A 21,099-nucleotide genomic window follows, 5' to 3' on the forward strand; every position below is an offset into this window, starting at 1 on the left:
CCCCTCCACTCCGGCCGCCCTTGACCTTGCTACCCCAGGTCTCGCCGACGGGCAGGGTTGCAGCGCAGCGCTGCGCTTCAACCTCAGACCCGAAGGAGAAAACAATCATGACCGTGATGACTTTGTCGCAAGGCCAGCAGCCTGTTTCCGGCGGCTTTCGCGTGGACGTATCGCGCGGCCAGCGCATCGGCCGGGTGTCGTCGGAGTGGTTTGCGCGTCCCGATGACGAGCGCTACCTCAACCTGCCGGACCTCTATGACGCCGTGCGCAGCCGGGCAGAGTGCGCCGAGGTGCGCACCGTGGAAAGCGCGTCCATCCGCGTCGAAGCTGCCCGTGAGAACGCCGAGCGGCTGGCCCTGATCGTTCCCGGCCGTGGCGAACCTGTGGCGCCGACGCATTGGAGTTTTGGGCAGTTATGCACGCTTGTTGGCGCGCCAAGCGCCTATCTGCGGCAGCTGCCTGCAGCCTTGTCAGCCATCAATCTGCAACATGGGTTGCTGTCGCACCGCGCCGAGCTGATCAAAACCCTGGAAACCGACAGCGGCCGGATCGAGCTTCGCGCTGTCACCGGACCGGACTACGGCCGCATCTGGGATCACGAACTGGTTGCGGCCGTCATGCAGATCGCCGGCAATGGCACCGGCGACACACGATGGAAAGTACCGGGCGTGCTCGACTGGTCGAGCATGACTCATAACCCGTTTGTGGATGTGACCAAGGACACCACTACGCTCTACGCCAGTGACCGCGACGTGTTCCTGTTTTTGGTCGACGACACCAATCCGATCGAAGCGGGACGGCTGCCTGACGGTTCGCCGGACGTCTACTTCCGGGGGTTCTATTGCTGGAACTCCGAGGTCGGCAGCAAGACCCTCGGCATTGCGAGCTTCTATCTGCGTGCCGTCTGCATGAACCGGAACCTCTGGGGCGTGGAGAATTTCGAGCAGATCACGATCCGGCATTCGAAGTTCGCGGCGCAGCGCTTTGCGCATGAGGCTGTACCGGCCTTGACGAACTTTGCCAACTCCTCGCCCGCGCCATTCGTCGCCGGCATTGCGGCAGCACGGCAGCGGATTGTCGCTCGCACCGATGAGGATCGGGAGAGTTTTCTGCGCAAGAGCGGTCTTTCCAAAGCCGAAAAGTCGAAGGTTATTGAAGCGGTCTTGGGTGAAGAGAATCGCAAGCCGGAGAGCATCTTTGACTTTGTGCAGGGCATCACCGCCGTTGCGCGCGGCAAGGCGCATCAGGACGCCAGGCTCGACCTCGAAGGCAAGGCCAGGCGCCTGATGGAGCGCGCCATCTGAACAATAGCCGCGCAGCCGGGTGACATCGGTTGCGCGGCCGTCTGTAACCCCGATCCGCAGCGTGGCCATCTGGGTAGGCTCGACCGGCGGGGCAGCTACGCGCAAACGGCCGGAGCTCGCCGGGCCTCCGGCCCGGCTCGCGACAGAAGAAGAAACCAACGTGGGATTACAAGTACAACCTCCAATTGGACGGACGAATCCGTCCGAGGTCTTTGAATTGCGCGGGTTGCGCTATCTCACAAGATCGTCGGCTGCCGCGACTTCACGACGTCAAGCGACGGCTAGGACGTTGGCCTGCAGTGACGTTGCTGACGCTCACGTCCTGCTAAGAACGTACCGAACAAACGATACCTCGTTTGCAGTGGTTGCGAAGAAAGTCAGTCGGAGCGCCGGCGTGGACGCGCTGGGGAATGGCTTCAACCTTGGTTCTGCGAGCGCTGCATCTCTTTGGACCAACGTTGTCAGATTGGCCATGATCGACATTGGCCAGCGCCAGCAAGTGTATTCGGTCTGCAGCCGGACGGCTGAGAGATCGTTAGACGTGCAGCGGTCGAAGGGAACTTCGCTTCATTGTTCTGCACATAAACGGCACGAATTCCGAACTTGGACCGCAGCTCGTTGGCTGCGTCGCAGTGGCCTGATCGACACTCCGATCGCAAGACCTATGCGACGTAGCGGCTGAGATCGGGCTGATCCACAAGCCTCGGAAGAAGACGAGAAGCCAAGCCAAGGCTCAAGGAAGGAAGAGAAGGGATTTTTCACACCCTATGCACCTCCGGTGCTGACGCTTCGCAGGCCGCGTACGGCTATCTTATTGGGGTGAAACAAAAAACCTTCTCTTGACTGGCGTTTACGAGGGTAGGATCGACCGAATACAGCGGTCCTGCCGAACGATCGGCAAGTCGCGGCTCATCAATAACTTGCTGTCGGTTGGACGCTCATACGACTGAACTCCCGGTCTGAAGCTCGATTTCCAGTGGGATTGCCTCGGCTTAGGGCCCGCGGAAGATGTCGACCCTTGAGACAGGATTTGACCTTGCAAATGGGTTCACGAGGGCTGCAGATTGATTTGCGATGCGCGCAGTAGCTCGCTCAGGGTCGGCAATCCGGGTGTGCATCCAGGGACCGCCGCAGGCCGGGAAGCAACCTCCAATTTGTGTTCTTGGGATCTCAGCTAATCCCGCTCGTGCTCGCGATAACGTAGCTTGATCTTGGCGCCAGACATGCCGGTCGGCTGGTCCAACGTGCGGAGGACTCGACCGAGGCGAGAGCCGAGCTGAGCGGCGGCTTGGTTCCGGGTTGGCTGACCTGCGGGCAAAGCTGTCGACGGTGATGGTTGAGCGATCGGCGAGCCGGCTTGACCTAGCCGTCCTGGGAGCCCCGCGTGAGAACGGCCGCTGGTCGCCGCGTGCACGTGATCACGGCTCTTGCCGAGATCAAATCCCAGCGCCTTGGCCTCGGCCTGCCAGTGGCTGGTGAGCTCGCCGAGCTTGGCATCCCGCTTGGGGCGGCGCGTGCGTAAGGTCGCGAGCTCCATGCCCTTTGGCGTGCTGTAGCCGTGGGCCTTCGCGGCCTCCTCAATCGCCTGCCGCCGCTTGGAGAAGGCGCGCTCGACGTGGCGCGGGATGGCCGCCACCCGGAACGTATCCTTCTGCCCTTCGAGCTGAAGGCCTTTCCGTTCGAGCTCCGCGGCAAGGGTTTGGCGGTACGTCGCGCCGGCTTGCTTCTGGGCCTTGTAGAGCTCGCGGCTGACGATGGCGCCCCAACTGCCGTCGCGCCGCGGCGCGAGATTGAAGATGAAGGTGTGGGTGTGCAGCTGCGGGTCGGATTCGCGGCTGGTGTGGTGGTCGAATTGGGCCATCAGCAGCCCCGCGGTCTGCTCTCGCGTGGCTCCAGCCCGGCCACGTCTGGCCCAGCCAGCCTTGGCTTCCAGTTGAGCGGATGCCGCCAGCACGGCCGTCCGATGAGCTTGCGCGATCATCTGGCGCTCCGGAGCCTCAGAGAGCGCCCAGAGTACCGAGACCGATTTGGGGGCGCTGAAGGTCATGTCCCAGCCCGCCGCGTGCTCGCGGCCGCGGCCGCCGGGCTGCGCAAGCCGCTCGCCGGTCTTAGGATCGATCCCGCGCAGCGCAGCGTCGAACTCTGTCCGCGTGACCGACCCGTCGAGGCTAAGCCGTTCGGCCGCTTTGCCGGTCCAGCGGCCGGGTGGCTCGCCATCGCGGCTGTAGTAATCGTCGCGCTGCAGATGGCTGTAGTAGCGGGAGGCAGAAGCGGCGTTCCCGCGGGCAGAGATGGAGGCCACCATGGCTCACTCCCGCCGCTTGAGGATCTGGGCCGCCAAGTCCTTCGTGAGGCGGGCAGGTGAGGGCGTCGGAGCTGGATCGGTGTGTTCGCCGGCGCCGCCCGAGAGCCTCGCTCCGGCCAAGGGGCGGGTCCAATCCGCCGGCATGATCGGCTCCCTCAGTTGGCGTAGCTTGAGATAGGGCAGCTCCAGCTCATAGACGTCCTCTCCAAGGCCAATGAGCAGGACTCGTACGCCGTCTCTGGTTGGGCCAAGGCGAGAGCCAAGCTCAGATGCCGTAATCACCCGGCGCATCTCGCGTTGGGTGCTCTCGGTGACGCTGGTCTTGCCGCCGGCATGCGTTGAGCTCTTCGTTCTCCGCTCGATCTCCTGCTCGCCGATTAGGCGGCTGATGTCCTCGGCCGCTTCGCTGGCATTGATCCGAGTGATGATCTTGGTGCCGGTCATGCCAAACCAGGACTTGGCTTGGTCCTGTCCATAGACTGCGCGGATCTGGGCCGTGTCCTGCGCTCCGATCACGACCGCAATGCCCTTGGAGCGGCCGAGCTCGAGGAAGGTCGGAAACTGCTTGATCGGCGGCAGCTGTGGGAACTCATCCAGGAAGAGCCAGACACGTCTCTCGCGGCTTTCCGCGAGGGTCGGGCTGCCCACGGCCGAGGCAAGCAGGCCGAGCATGCTGCCAATCCAGATCCGCGACAGTTCGGGATAGCCGGGGTCGTGTTGCAGGATCAGGGGGCGATAGGGCGTGGGGTGATGCAGCCAGTTGCGGATCGAGAAGCGGCGCGCCGTTGGATCGGACCAGGCCTCTGCCAGGACGGAGACAATCTGCATGTGGGTCTGGAAGGTGGTCAGGATGCTGAGAGTCGTCTTGCTTTCCGGCTGGTCGAGCAGTCGCAGCGCATTGGGGTTGTGGTCTTTGGCAAAGGCTGCGAGCTTGTCGACATCGGCGGTCACCGCTCGTTCCAGATCACTCCACCCCCAGTCCTTCCCCTTGGTCGCCTGGAGATAGACGATACAGGCGACGAAGATCTCTTGTGCCGCCTGCGACCACATCGGGTCTGAGCTTGGCGGAATGAAGCGGGCGGCGAGCTCGCGGGCGTCCTGCTTGATGCTGCAGTCGGTTGCCACGTCCCAGGCCAGAGACCGCTGATCATGTGGCGCGACGAGGAGGGGGTCTCCATCGGCTGGAAGCCCGCCCATCATGTCGCCTTTGGTGTCGAGCACCAAAAGGCCATCTCCGCGGGAGAGTGCTTCGTCGATCAAGTGAAGCATGGTCTGAGTCTTGCCTCCGCCAACGCTGCCGACGATCAGGAAATGCCGCGCCTCCCGCTCACGGCCGAACGGCACAGCCGGCATCAACTCAACCCCCTTGCCATGGACCTGGCACTCCGCGGCTGCGGCCCGGGCGAATGCCTTCAGGCCTTGGCGGCCTGTTTGCAGCCGTGCTCCGCGAAGGACCTTGAGCGAGACCGAATCCAGCCGAAGGCTTAGCGCAAACCCTAACAGCGCCAGTAAGCCCGCAAGACTGGCACCGATCACGCTCCAGAAGCGAAGCTCGAAGCCCGTCAAAGCTTGATATCGGGTGAGCCAGTCTCGGCAAGCCCGCCAATAGGCCTCGCCGGAGCGGTCTCCCAGCCAGGCCAGGCCACGCTCTCTGATGCAGACGTCGATGTCTGCTGGCTTGAACTCGGCGCTCCATCCGTTTGCCAGCTTGGCGCTCGGCGGCCAGACCTCGAACCCGAGATGCGAGATGCTTGCCGCAACCGTGAAGCAGCCTATGGCAGCGAGAAAGCAAATGATCCGCAAACGCCGGGTCATGCTGCCCTCCCGGAGCTTTCGTCGGTGAGCGCCTTCAAAAGCGCCTCGAACATCGCGAGCAGGTCGCGCGTCGCCTTGTCGACGGACTGGACCCGCGCGTATGTCTCTTGGCCTTGCTGTTCGAGCGCGACGATCCGGCGCTCGATCCGCATCAAGCGATCGGCTAGCGCTTTGTTGTCGCCGCCAGCAAGCCCGGTGCGGATCAGGTCGCGGGCAACCCCGCTGATGTTTGCTGAAAGTCTGTGAGCGCGTGTTTGGATTTGTTCAATCTCGCTCGCTGCGAGACGGATCGAGATTGGTCTTGTCTTGCTCGTCATGAGATTGCCTCAACAGAGTTGCCGAGGCGATCGATCACGAGATCAATAAGACATTTCGCTCAAGGACGTCACCGTTCTTAGGCAACGTCTGGTCTCGCCTGGCGATGCCTCAAGGAGACCAAGCGAGCAAAGATGCAGAAGTGTCTACCGACGAAGAACATAGATCGAGCTGATCGTCGCCCCGAGTGGACGTCGATTGCCGATTGTGGTTCTTTTCGGAATCCAGGTCGCCGATCGTACGATCGGCGTGAAATTGCTAGACCAGCTGCTGAAGTGGCCATGTTGCTCGACAATCATGCGAACGTTTTCTGACTTGCCCCCAAGGCCGCAAGCCACGATGTCGACCTCTGATCCGGCTGGCAAATCGTGAGCAAATACGTTGCGTCGATCGTGCGCGTTAATCGGCCCGTTTTATTTGAAGGGCAGCTGCACGTCGGCAGCGTTACACACCGCTTCGATCAAGAGCCTAACGGCTTGGGCGTGCCAGTCAATTTGCTCGATAGGAGCATCCCAATGCTCTGACATCACGTAGGCTGCATGACGAGCCTTTATGCCCAGACCTACGATCGTCCGCGCGGGCGTGGCCATAATTGCCCGCTCAACGGGTTCCAGGCGAGCCAGGACCGATTCGAACTCTTGCGTTCGTTTGGCCTCGTCCGAGCGAACGCTCTCCGCGTCTCGTCGCCCCCGACCGTCATGGTGCTCGGGCTCCAGGGCGAAAAACTCCGACAGCAGTGTGACAAACGCCGTGTCAAGTTGGACAAGCGCGAAATCGTCCTCAAGCTGCTCAGCTAGGACCGTCCGGCCCGCTAGAAGCTCATTTGGAATGTTTAGCGCCTCGACTCTCAGAGAGCTGCTGGAATTCATCGACGGCCCCGACGGTACGTTGCCATTCTCTCTGGACACCGCTTCCGGGGAGGTTGCCTCTGATGGTGATGGGGTTGCGCCAGAGCGAGCGCCGCAGCCAGGCTGCATAGGGACAATCAGCCTTTCCATTGGAAACTCCAGAATAAATGGAGACGATCCCGTATAATACCGAATTTATCGGTATCTGAAAAGTCGTTTTATGTCTCTGGCCCCTTCGGGAGGCCAGGATGCCGAAAACGGTGACATCACCGCTGCAGAAGAAGCTTGCCGCCATGCTGGTCGAGCACAGGAAGGCTGCGGGGCTGAGACAGGTCGACCTAGCTGAGAAGATGGGTGTCTACCAATCTTGGGTGACCCATATGGAATCCGGCCAGCGACGGATTGATGTCGTCGAGCTGATCGAGTTGGGGAAGATCCTGGGGTTCGACCCGGTCGACGTAGTCCGGAAACTGAGTCGCAAGTAGATCTTGCGAAATCCGTTCGCTCGAACGAGACCGCGTTTCGAAAACCGCGCGATGTACTGGACTTCCTGTTCCAGATTCGCGACAAAAGCGATGAAAGTGCGGCGAAGTCAGCGGAGCGTCGGGCGGTCCTTTGCTGTTGATGAGTTGCCAGGGCGGCTACCGTAACAAGGGCACGGGTTACGTCACTTGGCTTAAGTTTGGTCGACACTCGGACGTGTCGCTGGCCAGAGCGCGCGATATCGCGAACGACGCCGCAAGACCGTGGCGGCCGGCGGAACGCCGCTGATGCCGAAGATCGAGCGCGCCGACGCCGAAAAAGACTTAAACGTACAGGTGTCGCGGGACGCCGAAACCGCGCTGCGGCTGGTCCTCGTTAGGGCGGCATGGTCGGCGGCGAGCTTCGCAACTTGAGCGGGCCGAGCGAGAATGGTCCGCACCGGTCGCTTTCCGCAGAGCGGACGAAGGCCGGGAGCCCGTTCATCGCGCCGCTCACCGGCTTGCCCCTCGGACTGGTGCGGCCGCACCTACAGAGCGACCCGACGGTGAGGCTGTTCAAGCCGACTGGCCGCAAACAGTTACACGAAGCGGCGCAGCGCTTGGTTGAGGGGCTGAAGATGGAGCGATGGACGCCCCACGACCTCCGGCGCACCGCCGCGACGATCCTGGACAAAGTCAGGAACCACCAGTCGGCCATTCAGAGGCACCGCTGTCAGCACCACGTCGTAGCCCCGACGGTCTTCGTGCGACCAGGCCGCGCCGATTCTGGTCTAAAAGGCCTCGTCGCCTTCCACCGTCCGACACGAAAACTGTGAGGGTGGGGCAGCTCTTTGTGAGTGAGTGCCATTTTGGATTTCTCCTGTTAGTTTCCTGGCCACGCCAATCGCGGCCTTCGGGAGCTCAAGAGGCCGGACGGATCGAGCGGACGCGCAAGGAGGTTCCGACCGAGGGGGCGGTTGGATGCCTTGTGGGGATGCGCCGTTGGCCTAACTCTCCGCCCCATTTCTGGCCGCGTTGGCGCTGGCCGGGCATTGAGAGAGGCGGGATCGCGCGATAGCCGCCTCTACCGGGCTTTGTTCACGTGGGGGTAGGATGTTTAATTGGACTCAACTAATGTGGCGCGTGGGCGCTTGGTGACGGCTGCTGCTCCCGCGACGGAGGTTGCCTTTCATGTCGAAGAACATCGTCGTTTATTCCGACGGGACGGGTCAGGACGGCGGCGTTCGTCCGGAGCAACGCATCAGCAACGTCTACAAGATGTACCGGTCGTCTCACGTGCATCCGGACAATCCGATCGATCCGACCGAACAGGTCTGCTTCTATGATCCTGGGCTAGGAACTGACATCGGTGCAAGCGGCCTGACCGGCATCATGCGTAAGATTGACAAGCTGCTGCAGTCGGTGACTGGACGCGGCATCACCAAGAACATGGCCGACTGCTACGAGTTCATAATCAATCACTACAAGGAGGGCGACAGGATCTACCTGATCGGCTTCAGTCGTGGCGCGTACACCGTCCGCTGTCTTGCCAACACGATCATGCTGTGTGGCATCCCGACAAAGGCGGAGAACGGTCCACTGCTGCGCTACCGCAAGCAGGTCCATGATATCGCAAGGGAAGCTGTTGAAACCGTCTATGAGCATGGCGCTGGACATGCGCGCGGGGATTATGAGACCGAGCGTGACGAGCAGGCCCGAAGATTTCGCGCGAAGTACGGCTCGAACTTTGTCGGTGAGGATGCCGACAAGGACAGGTCCAACGCGGCCGTCTACTTTGTTGGCGTCTTTGATACAGTCGCGGCGCTCGGCGCGAGCGGCGTGCGCAGGTTTGTGATTCAGGCGGGTCTGACGCTTCTCTTCGCCAGCATGGCCAGCTTCGCGGCTGCCGTCGTAGCAATCCTACCGTCGTTAGTCGCAGGATACTATTTTGACCTCGGCTTCTGGTGGTCGGAGCTTGTGATAGGTGCCGCTCTGGTCGTGCTCTCGGTCGTCTGGTTTCTGTACAGGCAGCGCGCGCAATACACGAAGACGATCTACGATTTCCCGAACAAGGGCGATAAGCATTCCCACCAGGCCGAATGGAAGTCAGGCAACTTCGACCGCCTCTTGTCGAAATATGTTGGCACGGCCCGTTCGGCCAACGCCATTGACGAAAGGCGAAAGGATTTCGACCGCGTCACATGGGGGCAGGCAGACAGCAAGCAATTGTCGCAAGTTTGGTTTGCCGGTAACCACTCCGATATCGGTGGCAGCTATCCGGAGACCGAGTCCCGGCTGTCTGATATTTCGCTGCAATGGATGCTGGAAGAGATCCTTACCCTGGACCATCCGATCAAATTCGGACCGGTAACGGTCAACGGCGGAGTCGTGACTGGCACGGGTGCTACCGGCACACCTTTGCATCTCTACCCGGACGGGACGAGCATGCAGCACAGCGAGATTGCGGGTACCCGAGATGCCATTGATGCATTCAGGGAGCGGCTGCCCCGTCTCCTGCGAGGCCTTCTGGCAAATGCCAACTACGAGATCATCAAGCGGTCAATTCTACCTCAGGCGAAGATTCATCCGACGGTCAAGGTCCGGTTTGCGTTGGAAACGATTATTGATTGCGCGGGAGACAAAGTCGGCAGCTATCGCCCGGAGGCACTTCGTGAACACGATGACTTCAAACAGTTTTATTCTGCTCCACCGCCTGCGGGTGCGCCGCCGCCTGGCAGAAGCGAAGAACTGGCGCCTCCAGCACAATTCCTGCGGTAGATGGAATTTTCTTTTTTCGGTAAGCTGGATGGTCATGTAATTCTCTCGTGGGTGAACAGATGATCAGTCCTCAAAAGCTTCCTTTTCCCGCTTTGAGTCAGCAATGCCTTCCTCGGCATGCTTTCGCAGCGCATCGTATAACTCGAACGCTGGTGAAAATCTCGGCACCGATTGGAGGATTTTCTCGCTCTCTTCTTTTATCTTGATATCACGCGGATCGCCTCCCCTGGTGTTCCTGACCGAATGCCGCCGATCGCAGAGGCAAACAGCGAGCTAATGGCTGTCTTGAGGACTCTCGGGTCTATCTGTTTGTCCTTATCTAAAGGCGTTCGACAAACGGTCGGTGGGTGAAAGCAAAGTCGTGGATTGCCTCACCAAGTATATCGGAGATCAAACGCAAATCGCTTTCGTCGGACATTGCAATCCATTCTTCCAGAAACGCTGCCGTCTCCCCGTCGAAAGGCCCGAACAAACTCTCGAACAATTCCTGGGCACGATCGCCAAACACGGCGGGCTTGCTTTTACCAGACTTCATCCACTCTGCGACTGTCCTCAGCAACTCGGAATAGGCGTCGGAATCGCGGAACCGGAGCGGTATGTGAGTGTACGGTCCATTGTTGACGGGCTGATATTGCCAATCTTCGTCGTTGGCGGCGCGCTCAACCCGGTTCATGAAGAGAAGCCATTGTTTCCTTCGGAAATGCCTTTGACGATAGCGCGAGGACTTCCTCGATCCTGTAGCCGTCCAGCTCTTTAGAAACCAATGCGTACATGTTGGCGGCGACGCGTAAGTGCACTGTTCTGGCCCTAAGCCGCCAAATGTTGGCGCACTTTCTAGTTGTCCGGCCAGCCCATTCTGTTTTAGCCTGCCCGGGGTTGTGGCGCGTTGGCGTTGAGTAATCCGTTCGATCTCTCCCGTAAGCTGAAGATACTGAAGTCCGGCGGCCGCTGGGGATTGAAGGCAGCTCGTTCACCGACAGCGACGTTTGCAAATGCAGAAGAGGAGCCTACACAGGCCAATAGGAGGGAGATCTTTCTGAGGACATCACCAAATGTGATTGCCCGCCCGATGATCCCGGCTGGGCGGTCAGGGTGCGAACAAGCGGTGCCAAAACGGCTAGGGCCGAGAAGCGGCCCGGCTGTTCTGTTGCATCCGCAGAACCGGCTTTTCAACGATGTGCCGATTGACAAGCGGATCGAAGCGTTGGAGCGAGACAGTTTCCTCAGGAAATTCCCGTTCAGGTGATCAGGCTTTGGAGGGCTCGACATGACCCGGGCGTTGTTCGATCGCCAAAAGGAGCTCTGGGCCTATGTGCGTCGCAGCGACAGTCCGAATTCCAAGCTGGTGATCTTCGTCCACGGGTTCTCGGGGAGCTATCTGAGCACATGGGGCGAGCTGGCAAATTTTCTGACGCAGCATGCCGACGCCGATCAGAAGCTCTCGACCTGGGATTATCTCTTCGTTGGTTACGAGACCTATTCCATCAATACTTACATGGCCATCGCCGATCTTGTCGGCACGCAATGGCATAGAGCCTCGACAGGTCAGCCGCCGTTTGACAACAACGCCTATACGCAGCTTGCGATCTTCGCGCACTCGCTCGGCACGCTGGGTGTTCGGCAGCTGCTTTGCGCCGCCTCAAAGCAGCCGCCGGGTATGATGACCGCGCTGAAGAAGGCGGTTCTGTTCGGAAGCCCGCTCAATGGTAGTCCGCTGGCCGGGATGGGCGGACTGTTCAGGATCGTTGATCTGTTCAAGGGCAAGCCCGCGGCCGTTCTGCCCAAGAATTTCCGGATCGCGCGCGCGCTGGTGGAGGGTAATCCTGAACTCGAAATGCTTCATGTCTGGAGCAAGACGATGCGGCTGCATGGCAAGTCGGCGTTCGGACCCACCAAAGTCATTCTCGGCACCGATGATCATGTGGTTGGTATGGGCGGCCTGGTGGACTGGGACGACGATGATAAGGCCGTGACCGCCATGGATCACTCCGGGATGGTGAAGATCGTCAATAATGCTCAATCCACCCAGGGCTTTCTGCTGGATGAACTGAGGGGGCTGCCGTGACGGCGTTCGAGGCCAGACAGCGCATCAAGTTCCTCAACCAGGGGCCCTGGATCAGAAGAGGCAGGCGCGCCTGGCGTGAGATTGGCGGTCCGCCCGCGGGATCGTCAATCGAGGTGGCGATGAGGCAAAGACAGCTCCGGCGTCTCCTGCGGTCTCACTGGGACGACGAGATTTATCTCGAAGAAGGGATTGTACGGGATTCCTTCGATGAAGCGCTCACCCTTTATCAGCTGTACGAGCTCGCGGTCGAGACCGGATACATCCAGCTTGAGGATGTCAGGGATCGCATTTACCGGGAATTGGGTGCTCTCCTGTGGTCGGACGGGGCGCGCCGGTACCTGCGCGACTACAGCTATGCCGCGATCGTCTACCTGGCCCAGCGGGTCGAACTCGATCTGGGCTTCAAGAGGATCCCCGAGCTGCCGCCCGTCCGCAAAAGCACGCAAGGACGCTTCGCATCATTCCTCTCTCAGCACGCGCTTTGGTACAAGGACAGGGAGCTTGATGGCTGGATCGATTTTCTGGATGACTATCAGGTCCTGAACGTTTCAGAAGAAACCGACAAGGAGGTCTTGTGGACTTTTCTCACCACATCGCGCCGGTTGAGCAAGGAAGCCAGGCTCTGGCGTTTTGTCGCTGGCGCGGACCGCCTCCTGATGCAGCTGGCCGGACTTGCCGAAAGTCTGGCCGTGGAAGAGAAGCCGAGCTACGGTATGTTCTATGCGTACTGGATGGCCAAGCTGTACGGCTACGACCTCAAAAGAAAGGGCTTCGTTCGCGACCCGGCGCAGGTGGACTGGCCGAAGGCCATGTTAGCCAGCCAGCGCATCATCGATCAGCTTAACGAGGCCGATCGACTCCGCGGTGAATTGCCTGAGGGCATAAAGCCCCAGGATGCAATGTCTCAATTCGCGCGCCGGGACGAGGTGGTACGTGCTTTCTGGGACATCACCCGAAAACAGTTTGAAAGCGATCCGATTCAGTTTGCGTGATGCCCGCCACGCAGAGGGGGCTGTAGTTGTTTGCTGCCCTCAGCGGTAGAGTCCTAGCCGATTAGACCGTTCGGAATCTAACCGGTTGCACTCCCGACACTTGCCGTTGCTGACCAGCCGATCCTCGACATGGCCATAGATGCAGGGATCGCCTGTAAAGTACCACTTCTTTCCCTTTGCCTTGGCTTCCGCCCGCAGTCTTCGTGCTCGCACCCTGGGACCTTCGCCGTGTCCGCTGCTCTGGCGCGAAGTCCTGAATGCGAACCGGGTGGCATCTCCCGGTACCACTTCAACCTCAGTCTCGATCACGGGCGGCGGAAGCTCGACTGGTTCACTTTCCTCGGCAGGCACTTTGTCCTGCTCGGTATCTTTCGAGACGAAGTGTTCTTTGATGACACTGCTTCGCAGAGACCCCGTCTTAAGTCGTATCCGCGGGATCGCGCTATCGTCGACATCTTCATCAACGTCGGTCTCTTCGCTTGCGGAATCTGCTGCGGCGCTATCGATGGGTTCGCGCGCCGAAGAGCCGACACTTTCATCGATGAGCCGGTTCATAGCCAACAGTTCGTCAAGATCAGCGATACTGCCAACCTTGACTACATGCCTCGGGTAATCCGTCACAGATGCTGCAAAAAGCATTTCAATTCTGTCAACTTCTGCCTTGTCGACTGCGTCCGTCAAATCGAAATCGAGCAGCATTCCGGTTTCGATATTGTAGTGCAAACCTGCAAGAGTGAGATTAGCGCTACCTATGATCAGGCGTGCACGCTCTCTCCCACGCACGAGGTATAGCTTGGGATGGAAGATCACTGTCCGGGATCCCGTATCGACAGTGTAGAGCTCATTTACGACGCGGTGTAGCCGAGCCAACCCTTGGTACGAGGTAGCGCCGTTTCGAATGCCCACAAACATGGTCGTGCAGGCCAAGTGCGGGATCAGATGTGCTTCAATCCGGTCCACGCCCCCTTCAGAAACGAACGCAGCGCTCACCAGAACCTTTTGAACATCCGGTAGCTCAAATAGCCGATGCAACGCATCGATATGCGTTGTTGACGTGAAACCCTGAAGGATGAATTCAGACGTCGCCATCCAAAGAGAATAGCAGATCTGGATTTGTTGCACAGACCGGAGGCCTCTGCGGGTACCCCGTCCTGGTAATCGGGCCCACAACGGTCATCTTTTGCCGTAACGCAGCTGCTGGCGGCGACATGGGCCTCGCGGCCGGCAACGGGATTTGTCTGATTGAGCCGGTACGCCGCAGCATTGAATAGCAAGTAAAGATCGTTGCCAGTCTCCGATTTGAACCTATCGATTGATCACCCCTGTAGTCGCAGTTGACCCTCGTCAGACTCGTCGTCCTTCAGATCTATCCCCCGCGTTTCGGCTCTAATGCCGGCCGCGGAAAGTCCAAAGATGAAGGTCGCCCTCGTTGTCGGTTCCCATGGGCCTTCGAGGCGGCGATATCGTGAGCGTCCGCAAATTGACGTCGGGATCGCGGCAGCAGCGCGTGCGGGGAGGCCATGGCGCTGCCGTTCTTGTCAGGCCCGCAGAGAGCCGATGTGCCCCTATTGTGCCCCAGCTTTTTTGGGGCACGCATCAGGCGAAGAGGCTCGCTAAGTCATTGATTGCAATGATCGAATGGTGGGCGCACAAGGGATCGAACCTTGGACTCTCCCGTGTGAAGGTTGATTGCGATCACGGCTGCGGTGCAAGCTCTTGATTTCACTGGCGCACTCGATGCGATTCGAACATGTGACCTTTGCCTTGGAGGCCAACGGTCATATGCGATGACGAGAGCAAACCTTTACCGCCGTTTTTCGAACGCTCCGCGTCAGGTCGCCCCAGTCGGATAGGCACGTCTATCCACCCGATCGCAAATCCCGCTCACGATTGTTCCGGCGGGGTTTCCGAGAAGCTCAAGCTGATCAGATCACCACCCCCACGACGAGTCTTGATGAAGGTTGCCTCGATGAACTTCAATCGCCCGTTCTTCAAGTCGACCTGCAACGCCCAGTACGCGGCCTCGGGCAAGTAAGCGGAGAATAATCCGCCTTCGTTGCTAAGTCGCATGTCGAGCAAGAAAGGCATTTCGGAAACGGTCTGACCCTTGCCAATTCGCGGCCAAGGCACTTCGTCTGGATCATCAACACGCGAACACATGAGCGAGCAGGTCACTTCTTTGCCTAGGTGCTTGGGCATCTCAGGCTGCATTGCGACGATGTCGCAGAGCACCTCGGTTATGGCTTCGTCCGAGACGCCGTCGCCGTTTTTTTGTAAATAGTAACTCACCGTGACGGATTTCACGGACGCAAGCAGCGCCTGTTTGTACGTCTGCGGCTGCTTGCGCTTGCGTCTTCGTTCCTTCTTCATTAGGCCCGCGCTCTCCAAACTCATCGATGTTGCGGACTGTGAATACCGCATAGAAGCGAATGAGTCGCACAGGCGATAGAAGGACGACTCGAACGCGACCATGCGGTCCGAAAATGTTGGCTCAGGTTTTTTAGGCTGATCCCTCCGCAGTCTTCTGATGTACGCCAGGACACTCTGCTCTTTCGGTCCTGTTGACGTCGGGTGCAGGCGGCCTCACGGTGCATTCCTTCGATCACGGAGGAAGTACATCCTTGACGCGGCGTGGCCGAGACATCGAATGCACTACCCAAACGGCGCCTATTGTGACTCCAGAGGAGTCGAAGCGTCACCCGCCGGATTGCATCCCGTTTGCGCAGCGGCTGACCTGTACCGTGGCGGAAGCGTGTGAAGCGACCGGTCTTGGGCGAACAAAAATCTATGAGCTCATCGGAAATGGTCGAGTTACGACTACGACGATCGGTCGTCGCAGGCTCGTCGTTGTGCAATCTCTGCTGTCTCTAGTTGGCATCAATGCGGTACCCGCCAACAGCAGATAGATTTTTTCCTCAAAAGTAGACAATAAAATAACTGACTGCCTGCAGCGTTACGACGCAGGCCCAACAGGGCCGTTCCATCTAAGGCATCATGGATCGGCAACAAGAGCTTCTGGTTGGACCCCGCCATCGGCGAAATGCTTGCTTGGCCTCTCCGGGAGAATAAGCGGTATGACAGCCGCCCTGGCAAGATCTTCGAGGGCCGTTGCGATGTATTTCGCATAATGGCGTTCAATCATCTGCACCGACGTGTTGTGCAGTTTAGCAACGTGTTGGATAGGCAGTAGATTGCGGAGGCCGCGTACGATGCTGGAATGCCGGAATGCATAAGGGATGACCTTCGGGAGCCCGGCGCGCTTGCGGATGTCTTGCCACGGGCGAGTGAGTTCGGCTGTCCTCCAGGGACCGCGCTCCGACTTTTTCCACCCGAAGCTACCAGCCTGCTGGTACCGCCATCGCTCGAACAATGACGCTTCTTTCGGGCGGCCTGAAATTGCCGGCAGCAAAACGTCGATGACATCTTCACCCACGGGTACCGGGACATAGCCGCCGTTGCCGCCGCGCCCCTTGTATGACCCTGGCACCATTAAGCGTCGCTCTATTCGCTGCGCATCACTCACGCGCATTCGCCTTAGTTGCGCGAATCGGGCACCCGTGGCCGCAAGGCACACGACAATACGATACAGGTCGCCTTCAAACCCTTGCTCCTCATCGATCTTGCGCGCGGCTCGGAGGAGAGTACTGACCTGTGTATCCGTGAGGATTTGGTTGTCTCGAGCGACAGATGTCTCGTCGTCATCGTCGATTCGCTCAGCCTTGAGGCCGTCTTTCACGATCGAGGGAAATGTCGGGTTCAACTTCTTTTGTTCCGAGGGTAGGCGGAGCCATGCTGCATTTAGGGCAGCCTTCAGGTCAGCTGCGAGCCGGCGCCTGGTTGTGGCCTTCAGTTTTGCGGGCAGGCTCTCACGCCAAGTCAAAAGGTGATTTTCTGTCAACGCGTACAGGCGGACAGCGACAAGGGAGGCAGCCTTAATGGCTTCCTGACGACCACGGCGCTCTTGGCCAAGAAGGTAGCGCCGCAGTCGGTGGCCAGCATCGGAGCGAACGTCGCGACCGGCCCTCCGGCTGTCACGAGCGTTGCGCTCTCGAACGTATATCTCAATTGCCGCTTGCACTGTGGGCGGCGGTCCGGCAGCTAGCGCCGCCGCTTCTGCCCTTGACCGGGTGACGTGTTCTCGCGCTTGTGTCACGGCTTGTTCAAAGGTCAGCGTGCCTTCGGCTGGTTTGTCGTTGACGTCGTTGGCAACGCCGATCGGCGCCTGCCTGTAATTTGCCCCATCATGGCGATTGCGCCAGCGAACCAACCATTTCCCACTTCGCTTGCCCTTGCGATAGCCAAGATGCGCCTCGGCATCGAGGCGACGCCAATGCACGCCTAGATCCAACCTGGAGCGTGCCCTGGCCGTCGTTATCTGTTCCTCTGCGAGTGTTTTCGCCATGACGACCTTCTCGAAAGCGTCGAATATCCGTCGAATAAGCGAGGGCGTACGGAGACGGCCGACCGCGAACCGCCATCGTCTAAGTATATGATAATATTGGATTGTGGCGAATGGATGCGAACTGGCCGAGCCGGAAAAACTCCAACTCTCAAGGCTGAAACAGGGGTTCGATTCCCCTAGGGAGCGCCATTTCCCGGCGCTCAACCCTCAATCTCCGACCATCACGACGCGGCTCCTCAGCCTCGCGGCGCGCTGTCGCGTCCGAGCTTTGCTCATCAAGGCACCCTTTCAAAAGAAGGGCGCAGGGAAGGCCGGGTGCAGGCCGCACCCATGGCCCGCCTGCAGAAAGAAAAGCAGGCGGCAGTCACCACAGGATTGGCCGAACATCCGGCCTTCCCTGCGCGATGGGTTGAACGGCTGCTCCGTGCTCTCCCAGGGGACCGGGCTTGCTTGCCCCCGTCATCGACGTCGTCGCCGACCAAGACACCAGCGTCGGGGTGTCGGGACCACACGGCTTGACCGTCCGCCCAGGGTTCGTTCGTCCGCACGCGAAACGCGCACTGCGACCCCAGGCGGCCACCGCATCTCCCGCTCCACGGTCCGTGACGATCGCGAAACGCCCCTTCTGTGAGCAGGAGACGGCGGGAAGCATCGATCTGATTTGCCCGACGACACAAGGCCGAAGTTGCCCGACGGAATGCGGCAAACTGGCATGACGGGCAGTTTGGGCAGGTGGGAGATTTCTTTGGAGCGGCTCGGAAACTCCGATCGGAGATAGTTGCTCTCGCTGATTCCCCTTTGGCTGGGTACATCACGGCTAAGCATCTTTCCACGAATGAGGTATTTGGCCAGTTGCCCGCAGGCTTCTCACTCAGCTATGCGTCATAAAGCAGGGGGATTCCGAATCAATGGCATCGCAAATTAATAGTGGCAGTGATCTTGGGTTCGAAGCGGAGTTATTCAAGGCCGCGGACAAGCTTCGCGGGAACCTTGAACCATCGGAATACAAGCATGTCGCGCTTGGCCTGATATTCCTGAAATACATCTCCGAGGCATTCGAGCATCATCGCGCCAAGCTGTTGCAGGAGGAGTTCGCCGACCCCGAAGATCCTGAAGAATATCTCGCGTCAAACGTCTTCTGGGTACCACCGGAAGCGCGGTGGGAGAACTTGCAGGCCAACGCAAAGCGCCCGCAGATCACCTTTATCGATGTTGCCACCGGCAGGGAGCGCGTGGGCGACATCGGCAACCTGATCGACAACGCGATGGATTCCATCGAGCGCGCCAACGCCTCTGTGCTGAAGGACGTGCTGCCCAAGGAGTACGGTCGCCCGCAGCTCGACAAGACCATGTTAGGTGAGCTGATCGACCTGTTTTCCAAGGTCGGGATGCATAGTGCGGACGGCAAGTCGAAGGACTTGCTCGGCCGGGCCTATGAGTATTTCATCAGCCAGTTTGCTGGCGCGGAAGGCCGGCGCGGCGGCGAGTTTTTCACGCCCCGTTCGGTCGTCCAGACTATCGTCGAGATGTTGGAGCCGCACAATGGTCGCGTGTACGATCCGGCTTGCGGATCGGGCGGGATGTTCGTGCAGTCCGAACGATTCGTCGAGAATCATCAGGGCCGCCGCAGCGACATCGCCATCTATGGGCAGGAGCGTAACCACACCACGTGGAAGCTCTGCAAGATGAACTTGGCCGTTCGCGGCATCGATGCGGATATCAGGTGGAACAACGAAGGCTCTTTCCTCAACGACGCCTTTCCCACGCTGAAGTTTGATTATGCGATGGCAAACCCACCCTTCAACATTTCGGACTGGTGGCAGCCCCAGCTTGAAGACGATGTCCGCTGGAAATACGGCACACCGCCTGCGAGCAACGCCAACTTCGCTTGGCTTCAGCATATCATTCACCACCTTGCTCCGCGCGGCACTGCGGGCGTCGTCCTGGCCAACGGATCGATGTCATCCCAGCAATCGGGCGAAGGCGAAATCCGCAAGGCCATGATCGAGGGCGACGTTGTTGATTGCATGGTCGCGCTGCCGGGTCAGCTATTCTATTCTACCCAGATTCCCGCCTGCCTTTGGTTTCTGGCCCGTGACAAGAGCGCGAACGGGCACCGTGACCGGTGCGGCGAAATCCTGTTCATCGATGCCCGCAATCTGGGCCATATGGTGGACCGCACCCGCCGTGAGTTTTCTGAAAGCGATATTGGCACGATCACCGAAGTTTATCACCGCTGGAGGGCGAAGCCGGAAGCGGGACTTGGCGAGTATCAAGATATCACAGGATTTTGCAGGTCAGCTTCTTTGGAGGAGGTCCGAGAGCTCGGTTATGTTCTCACTCCAGGGCGATACGTCGGAATCCAAGATTTTGTCGATGACGGTATCTCGTTCGAGCAACGTATTAGTGTACTTCGTTCAAAGATGTTCGATCTCATGGAGGATGCGCGGGCGCTTGATGAGAAAATTGCCGATGCTTTTGGTGGGCTGACTGGAAATGAGTAATTGGTCGAGCGGGCCGCTGGATAGCTATCTAGAGCGGATTACGTATGGATTCACCAACCCAATGCCGACAACGAGTGTCGGCCCCTTCATGCTTACAGCGAAAGATATCAACTTTGGCCGCATCTTGTATGAGCAGGCGCGACGCACATCTTGGGAAGCCTACAATACGCTTCTTACTGCCAAAAGCCGGCCAAAGGTCGGCGACGTATTAGTCACCAAAGACGGGACGCTTGGTAGGATTGCCGTTGTAGACAGAGATGATGTTTGTATCAATCAGTCTGTCGCACTTTTGAGGCCATCAAACAGAATCAGGCCGCAGTTCCTAAAATACTTACTGGAAGAGCCAAATAACTTCGCAAAAATGCTGGGCGACGCCGATGGCTCGACTATTAAGCACATTTACGTCACTCGACTTGCGAAAATGGAAGTGTCGGTTCCAGAAGTCTGTGTCCAAGATCAAATCCTGGATGTCCTTTTCTCGTTAGACCGAAAGATTTCTTTGAATCGACAGACAACTGAGACGCTGGAGAGTATAGCGCAGGCGATCTTTCGGGATTGGTTTGTCGACTTCGGCCCGATACAGCGCAAGCTAGCTGGCGTCACAGATCCAGTGGCGATTATGGGCGGCCTGAACACAGACCCGATCCGCGCCGCCGAGCTTTCTGCTCTGTTCCCCGCCGTCTTCGGCGCGGAAGGCTTGCCGATCGGGTGGGATAAAGAGTCGCTTTTGGATCAGGCGCATTGGGTTAATGGTGCCGCATACAAGAACATGCACTTCGTACAGAAGGGGCTCGGCTTACCGGTCGTCAAGATCGCTGAGCTAAAAGCGGGCATCACTAATCAAACGAGGTTTACGAATACGGATCTTGGGCAAAAATATCGGATTAGTGACGGCGAGCTACTGTTTTCGTGGTCCGGAAATCCTGACACTTCGATCGACGCGTTCATTTGGACCGGCGGTGAGGCTTGGCTGAATCAGCATATTTTCGCGGTGCGAGAGAACGGAAAGATGGACAGGTCAGCATTGTACACCTTGCTGAAATGGCTAATGCCGCAGTTTTCGGAGCTTGCACGAAACAAACAAACGACGGGTCTTGGTCATGTGACAAAGGACGATATGAAGCGCCTTTTGATCACGAAGCCAACTCCGCCGGTTGCTGCCGCGTTCGCGGCCTTTGTCGGGCCGATCTTTGACCGACTCGTTGCGACGCTCCTTCAAAACGTCACTCTCGCTGCAACCCGCGACTATCTGCTGCCCATACTAATGTCTGGTGCAGTGCGCGTCGCCCAAAAAGCTGAAATCGACTAAT

The 21,099-nt window shown here is 58.9% G+C and carries 17 protein-coding genes; 9 read left to right on the plus strand and 8 right to left on the minus strand.

The annotated features are described in order from the left end of the window. Nucleotides 1-107 precede the first annotated feature (107 nt). Nucleotides 108-1,304 (plus strand): DUF932 domain-containing protein, encoded by a 1,197-nt coding sequence (locus tag QX048_RS21710; RefSeq protein ID WP_316200665.1) that lies wholly within the window; start codon nucleotides 108-110, stop codon nucleotides 1,302-1,304. 1,174 nt (nucleotides 1,305-2,478) lie between these two features. On the opposite strand, the gene mobF is transcribed toward QX048_RS21710, so the two are convergent. The 4 genes from mobF to QX048_RS21730 all read right to left on the minus strand — a co-directional run bounded on the left by mobF (nucleotide 2,479) and on the right by QX048_RS21730 (nucleotide 6,737). Continuing rightward, on the minus strand, nucleotides 2,479-3,609 hold the full coding sequence (mobF, locus tag QX048_RS21715; RefSeq protein WP_316200666.1) for a MobF family relaxase: 1,131 nt from the start codon (nucleotides 3,607-3,609) through the stop codon (nucleotides 2,479-2,481). 3 nt (nucleotides 3,610-3,612) lie between these two features. After that, entirely contained in the window at nucleotides 3,613-5,424 is a 1,812-nt protein-coding gene (locus QX048_RS21720; protein WP_316200667.1) for a type IV secretion system DNA-binding domain-containing protein, read from the minus strand. Continuing rightward, on the minus strand, nucleotides 5,421-5,741 hold the full coding sequence (locus tag QX048_RS21725) for a hypothetical protein (protein ID WP_316200668.1): 321 nt from the start codon (nucleotides 5,739-5,741) through the stop codon (nucleotides 5,421-5,423). The genes QX048_RS21720 and QX048_RS21725 overlap by 4 nt, the downstream gene beginning before the upstream one ends. A gap of 411 nt (nucleotides 5,742-6,152) precedes the next feature. Next, nucleotides 6,153-6,737 (minus strand): hypothetical protein, encoded by a 585-nt coding sequence (locus QX048_RS21730; protein WP_316200669.1) that lies wholly within the window; start codon nucleotides 6,735-6,737, stop codon nucleotides 6,153-6,155. A 98-nt stretch (nucleotides 6,738-6,835) separates the two neighbouring features. Here QX048_RS21730 and QX048_RS21735 point away from each other — a divergent pair, with 98 nt between their 5' ends. The 3 genes from QX048_RS21735 to QX048_RS21745 all read left to right on the plus strand — a co-directional run bounded on the left by QX048_RS21735 (nucleotide 6,836) and on the right by QX048_RS21745 (nucleotide 9,826). Further along, nucleotides 6,836-7,072: a helix-turn-helix domain-containing protein gene (locus QX048_RS21735; protein WP_172182118.1), complete on the plus strand. Its 237-nt coding sequence runs from the start codon at nucleotides 6,836-6,838 to the stop codon at nucleotides 7,070-7,072. Nucleotides 7,073-7,357: 285 nt separating this feature from the next. After that, complete coding sequence (locus QX048_RS21740; RefSeq protein ID WP_316200670.1) at nucleotides 7,358-7,483, plus strand: hypothetical protein; 126 nt, start codon at nucleotides 7,358-7,360, stop codon at nucleotides 7,481-7,483. Between the two features lie 756 nt (nucleotides 7,484-8,239). After that, on the plus strand, nucleotides 8,240-9,826 hold the full coding sequence (locus tag QX048_RS21745; protein ID WP_316200671.1) for a DUF2235 domain-containing protein: 1,587 nt from the start codon (nucleotides 8,240-8,242) through the stop codon (nucleotides 9,824-9,826). Between the two features lie 319 nt (nucleotides 9,827-10,145). On the opposite strand, the gene QX048_RS21750 is transcribed toward QX048_RS21745, so the two are convergent. Then, nucleotides 10,146-10,499 (minus strand): hypothetical protein, encoded by a 354-nt coding sequence (locus tag QX048_RS21750; protein ID WP_316200672.1) that lies wholly within the window; start codon nucleotides 10,497-10,499, stop codon nucleotides 10,146-10,148. Between the two features lie 594 nt (nucleotides 10,500-11,093). Between QX048_RS21750 and QX048_RS21755 the strand changes: the two genes are divergently transcribed. Next, on the plus strand, nucleotides 11,094-11,891 hold the full coding sequence (locus QX048_RS21755; protein WP_316200673.1) for a hypothetical protein: 798 nt from the start codon (nucleotides 11,094-11,096) through the stop codon (nucleotides 11,889-11,891). Beyond that, nucleotides 11,888-12,883 carry a hypothetical protein gene (locus QX048_RS21760; RefSeq protein ID WP_316200674.1) on the plus strand — a complete coding sequence of 332 codons (996 nt, stop codon included), beginning with the start codon at nucleotides 11,888-11,890 and terminating at the stop codon, nucleotides 12,881-12,883. Before QX048_RS21755 ends, QX048_RS21760 begins: the two co-directional genes overlap by 4 nt. A gap of 39 nt (nucleotides 12,884-12,922) precedes the next feature. Here QX048_RS21760 and QX048_RS21765 read toward each other — a convergent pair whose 3' ends face one another. Together QX048_RS21765 and QX048_RS21770 are read right to left on the minus strand one after the other, a co-directional pair. Beyond that, nucleotides 12,923-14,005, minus strand: a complete 1,083-nt coding sequence (locus tag QX048_RS21765) for a phospholipase D family protein (protein ID WP_316200675.1) — start codon at nucleotides 14,003-14,005, stop codon at nucleotides 12,923-12,925. Nucleotides 14,006-14,767: 762 nt separating this feature from the next. Further along, the gene (locus QX048_RS21770) at nucleotides 14,768-15,253 is read right to left on the minus strand and encodes a hypothetical protein (protein WP_316200676.1); all 486 of its coding nucleotides are present in this window, start codon (nucleotides 15,251-15,253) and stop codon (nucleotides 14,768-14,770) included. A 371-nt stretch (nucleotides 15,254-15,624) separates the two neighbouring features. On the opposite strand from QX048_RS21770, the gene QX048_RS35285 reads away from it, so the two are divergent. After that, the gene (locus QX048_RS35285) at nucleotides 15,625-15,789 is read left to right on the plus strand and encodes a hypothetical protein (RefSeq protein WP_410052177.1); all 165 of its coding nucleotides are present in this window, start codon (nucleotides 15,625-15,627) and stop codon (nucleotides 15,787-15,789) included. An 86-nt stretch (nucleotides 15,790-15,875) separates the two neighbouring features. On the opposite strand, the gene QX048_RS21775 is transcribed toward QX048_RS35285, so the two are convergent. Beyond that, nucleotides 15,876-17,285, minus strand: a complete 1,410-nt coding sequence (locus QX048_RS21775; protein ID WP_316200677.1) for a tyrosine-type recombinase/integrase — start codon at nucleotides 17,283-17,285, stop codon at nucleotides 15,876-15,878. 908 nt (nucleotides 17,286-18,193) lie between these two features. On the opposite strand from QX048_RS21775, the gene QX048_RS21780 reads away from it, so the two are divergent. Both QX048_RS21780 and QX048_RS21785 read left to right on the plus strand, forming a co-directional pair. Next, on the plus strand, nucleotides 18,194-19,789 hold the full coding sequence (locus QX048_RS21780; protein ID WP_315826686.1) for a class I SAM-dependent DNA methyltransferase: 1,596 nt from the start codon (nucleotides 18,194-18,196) through the stop codon (nucleotides 19,787-19,789). Beyond that, entirely contained in the window at nucleotides 19,782-21,098 is a 1,317-nt protein-coding gene (locus tag QX048_RS21785; protein ID WP_315810573.1) for a restriction endonuclease subunit S, read from the plus strand. The genes QX048_RS21780 and QX048_RS21785 overlap by 8 nt, the downstream gene beginning before the upstream one ends. Nucleotide 21,099: the final 1 nt, after the last annotated feature.

It is taken from the genome of Bradyrhizobium sp. SZCCHNS30572 (assembly GCF_032484415.1).
In the GTDB taxonomy this organism is placed as follows: Bacteria; Pseudomonadota; Alphaproteobacteria; order Rhizobiales; family Xanthobacteraceae; genus Bradyrhizobium.